This window comes from Rhizorhabdus sp., from assembly GCF_018006725.1.
Classification (GTDB): domain Bacteria; phylum Pseudomonadota; class Alphaproteobacteria; order Sphingomonadales; family Sphingomonadaceae; genus Rhizorhabdus.
The window spans coordinates 1-3,886 of the sequence record NZ_JAGMXV010000357.1 but is presented as its reverse complement, the minus strand read 5'-3'; the positions used below and the strand labels follow the sequence as shown (position 1 = coordinate 3,886).

The 3,886-nt window shown below is 65.3% G+C and carries 5 protein-coding genes and 1 pseudogene; all 6 read left to right on the top strand.

The features are described from left to right. A pseudogene (locus tag KAY22_RS25900) lies at positions 1–204 on the top strand (transposase); the annotation flags it as partial. Positions 205–537: 333 nt separating this feature from the next. Then, positions 538–936 carry a transposase gene (locus KAY22_RS25895; protein ID WP_296625976.1) on the top strand — a complete coding sequence of 133 codons (399 nt, stop codon included), beginning with the start codon at positions 538–540 and terminating at the stop codon, positions 934–936. Beyond that, positions 933–1,280, top strand: coding sequence for an IS66 family insertion sequence element accessory protein TnpB (gene tnpB / locus KAY22_RS25890; RefSeq protein WP_296625975.1), 348 nt, complete (start codon positions 933–935; stop codon positions 1,278–1,280). Before KAY22_RS25895 ends, tnpB begins: the two co-directional genes overlap by 4 nt. A gap of 173 nt (positions 1,281–1,453) precedes the next feature. Continuing rightward, a complete protein-coding gene (locus KAY22_RS25885; RefSeq protein WP_296625977.1) occupies positions 1,454–3,019 on the top strand; it encodes an IS66 family transposase in 1,566 nt (521 codons plus the stop codon). Continuing rightward, positions 3,016–3,633 (top strand): plasmid pRiA4b ORF-3 family protein, encoded by a 618-nt coding sequence (locus KAY22_RS25880; RefSeq protein ID WP_296625974.1) that lies wholly within the window; start codon positions 3,016–3,018, stop codon positions 3,631–3,633. Before KAY22_RS25885 ends, KAY22_RS25880 begins: the two co-directional genes overlap by 4 nt. Before the next feature lie 63 nt (positions 3,634–3,696). Then, the coding region (locus KAY22_RS25875) for a DUF4238 domain-containing protein (RefSeq protein WP_296625973.1) at positions 3,697–3,886 on the top strand (190 nt) is incomplete at its 3' end.

The following is a 3,886-nucleotide window of genomic DNA, read 5'->3' as shown; positions in this document are numbered from 1 at the left end:
GAATGGCACTACATCGCCCCCGGCAAGCCCATGCAAAACGCCTTCGTCGAAAGCTTCAACGGCCGCTTCCGTGACGAGTGCCTCAACGACACGCTGTTCTCGACGGTCGCCGAGGCCCGCAGCGCCATCACCTCATGGAAGGAGGACTACAACCATCACCGACCACACTCGGCGCTCGGCAACATGACCCCGGCCGAGTTTGCAATGAAATCTACGCTGGAGAAACGGGCCGCCTAAGGCCAGAAACGAAACTCAGGACTCTCCCTCGGGCCGGAGGAGAAAAGGGTCTCAGGTCACTGACGGTGACGGGCCGGTTCTGAGCCGTGGCGCCGGCGGGGTGACGCCTCCGGGAACGGATTGCGCTCATGAGCGCAGTCCGTTCCCCCTGCCCCCGCGGCGATCGCTCTGCCGCGGCGATGGCGCGCAGATCGCGAGGCGCGACCCGCACCGCGCCAACAGCCCGAAGAAACTCGCAGGCGGGGCAGGAATTCAGTACGCATCCGGCGAAGGCCGCCTTGCGGGAGCTGAGGCAAATCGTTGAGCACTGTCGGTATGGACAGCCATACGCACAGTGCCTTTGGGCGGCTTGAGATTGTCGAGACCGGGCGTCGCCGCCGTTGGACGGACGAGGAGAAGCGCCGGATCGTGCTGGAGAGCATGAGCGGGCCGCGCCTCGTGTCTGAGACCGCTCGTCGCCACGGCATATCCCGGACGCTGTTGTTGACCTGGCGTAGGCTGATGGTCGACGAGATGCCGAACGGGTTTGTGCCTGCGGTTGTCGTTCCGGAGGCAGGCGTGGCGGCACCGCTTCCGCGAGAGCGGCGGGGAGCCCGGGTCGAGATTGTCCTTGTTGATGGTCGCCGGCTGATCGTTGAGGGCGCGATCAACGTGGAGGTGATCCTGCGCCTGGCGCGAGGCCTTGAGGCGCCGCGATGATCCCTGTCCCGATGGGCGTGAAGGTGTGGCTCGCGACGGGCCACACGGACATGCGGAAGGGCTTTGCCTCACTGGCGCTACAGGTGCAGGAGGTGCTGAAGCGCGATCCTCTGGGCGGCCACATCTTCTGCTTCCGCGGCCGGCGCGGCGACCTGATCAAGGTGATCTGGCACGACGGCCAGGCGGCGAACCTCTATGTGCGGCGGCTGGAGCGGGGACGGTTCCTGTGGCCCTCGCCAGCGGACGGGGTCGTGACGATCACGCCGGCGCAGATGGGGTATCTGCTGTCGGGGATCGACTGGCGGAACCCGCAGGAGACGTGGCGTCCGACCTCGATCGGCTGATGGGATCTGCCGATCGGAATTTGCTTTGGGGAGGCGGCGTTCTGTGATTCCATCCTCATGTGACCACGACCTCCGACCCCTCTGAACCGCTGGAATTGCCGACCGATCCGGCGGCTCTTGCGGCGATGTTCCTGGCGGAGCGCGCGGCCCGCTGGGTGGACCGTGAAGCCCTTATGGCTGAGCGTGACGCAAGGATCGCAGCAGAGGCAGATGCCGCGGAGGCAAGGGCTGGCACCTCGTCGCGCGACGCGATGATCACCTACCTCCAGCTGATGATCGAGAAGCTGAAGCGGGAGCTCTATGGCCAAAGCTCCGAGCGCGGCACGCAGAAGCTCGACCAGTTGCAGTTGCAGCTCGAGGAGCGCGCGGCGGCCGCGACCGAGGACGAGGTTGCAGCGATCCTGAGCTCCAACACGGCGACGCCGCGGCGGCGGCCGGTGCGCAAACCCTTCCCCGATCATCTGCCGCGGGAGCGGGTGGTGCTGCCGGCACCGACCTCTTGCCCGTGCTGCGGATCGGCGAGGCTGTCGAAGCTCGGCGAGGACGTCACGGAGACGCTGGAGCTCGTGCCGCGCCAGTGGAAGGTGATCCAGACGGTGCGGGAGAAGTTCGCATGCCGGGCCTGCGAGACGATCACGCAGGAACCCGCGCCGTTCCATCCGACCCCGCGCGGCTTTGTGGGGCCGAACCTCCTGGCAACGATCCTGTTCGAGAAGTTCGGACAGCATCAGCCGCTGAACCGGCAAAGTGAGCGCTATGCCAGGGAGGGGATCGACCTCTCCGTCTCGACGCTTGCCGACCAGGTGGGAGCCGCAACATCGGCCTTGCAGCCGCTGCACGCTCTGGTCGCGGCGCATGTGCTGGCGGCGGAACGGCTCCACGGCGACGACACGACGGTGCCGATCCTCGCCAGGGGCAAGACCGACACGGGCCGAATCTGGACCTATGTGCGCGACGACAGGCCCTTTGGTGGAAGAGATCCGCCGGCGGCACTGTACTTCGCCTCGAAGGATCGACGACAGGAACATCCCGATGGCCACCTCCGGGGGTGGCGGGGCATCCTGCAGGCCGATGCCTATGGAGGCTACAACGGGCTCTATGATCCACGGCGACCGGAAGGGACGGTAACGTCTGCCCTGTGCTGGAGCCATGCACGACGCGGCTTCTATGAGCTCGCCGACATTGCGGCCAAGGCGCGCCGTGGCTCCGCCGCCGCGGTCTCCCCGATCGCACTCGAGGCGGTGAAGCGGATCGACGCCATCTTTGCACTTGAGCGGGAGATCAATGGCCGGTCGCCGGAGGAGCGGATCCAAGCCCGCCAGGAGGCCGCAAAGCCGCGCGTGGAAGAACTGGCGATCTGGCTCCAGGCCCAGCGCGGCACGCTCTCCCGGTCGGCGACGGTGGCCAAACCGATCGACTACATGCTGAAGCGCTGGGATCGCTTCGCCGCCTTCCTCGACGATGGCCGGATCTGCCTGACCAACAACGCCGCCGAACGGGCGCTCCGAGGCTTTGCGCTGGGCCGGAAGGCCTGGCTCTTTGCGGGATCCGATCGTGGTGCCGAGCGAGCCGCGGCTATGGTGACGCTGATCGAGACGGCGAAGCTCAACGGCATCGATCCGCAGGCCTGGCTCGCCGACGTACTCGCCCGTATCGCCGCCATCCCGCAGTCCAGACTGCCCGAGCTGTTGCCGTGGAACTGGCGGCTCCTCCAGGACCGCGGAGCTCTGGCAGCATGAGCTATGGTGATCGCATCGCACGCCTGATGATCGAACTCGACGACTGGAGGCCCGTCATCTGGCGGCGTGTCGAGGTGCCGCTGACCTCATCGCTCAAGGCGGTACACGACGTCGTCCAAGCCGTGATGCCGTTCGAGGACTACCATCTCTTTGAGTTCCACGCCGATGGGAAGCGCTATGCCATCCCGGATCCGGAGTGGGATAGCCTGCGTCACAGGACGTTCTCCGCCAAGACCACGAAGCTCGGCGCCCTCGTTGATCGCGGCATCGAGAAACTCTCCTATACCTATGACTTCGGCGACGACTGGCGACACACCATCACTGTCGAGAAGCTCCTGGATGCCACTCCTGGCGCTGACTACCCCCGGTACATCGACGGTGCCAGATGCGGCCCGCCGGAGGATGTTGGCGGGCTACCTGGCTTCGAACTCTTCGTGACGGCCATGGGAGACCCAGACCATGATCAGCACGGCGAACTGATGCGCTGGCACGGCCGTCCCTTCGATCCAGAGCGGGTCGACGAGCCCGGCATCCAAGCCCGCCTTGGCAAGCTCGCCAGACGCCGCGCCATAGGCAAGGCCGCATTCGCCAAAAGCCAGAATAAGATCAACTGATCGGGCCTTCAGCGCCCGCGGTCTTCGCCGGACGCTTACCGTGGACAGCATCATGTGCCAATAATGCTGCAAGATGCCTTCGCCGCATCAGGACGAGGCAAGAAGCGCCAGGTTCATGTTTTCGACAAGCACGAAGATCGCATCTTTCGCACATCACCCGAAAACATTCTGCAAGAGCGCGACTTCAATACATTCCAAGACGGTGCTACCACCTATTGTCTGGAAGATGGCATGGGCAAAATCGGGCACGCAG

Excerpts from the sequence above, each read along its gene's own strand:
- tnpB (WP_296625975.1), top strand. The coding sequence starts at position 933 with ATGATCCCTGTCCCGATGGGCGTGAAGGTGTGGCTCGCGACGGGCCAC.
- KAY22_RS25885 (WP_296625977.1), top strand. The coding sequence starts at position 1,454 with ATGGCTGAGCGTGACGCAAGGATCGCAGCAGAGGCAGATGCCGCGGAG.
- KAY22_RS25880 (WP_296625974.1), top strand. The coding sequence starts at position 3,016 with ATGAGCTATGGTGATCGCATCGCACGCCTGATGATCGAACTCGACGAC.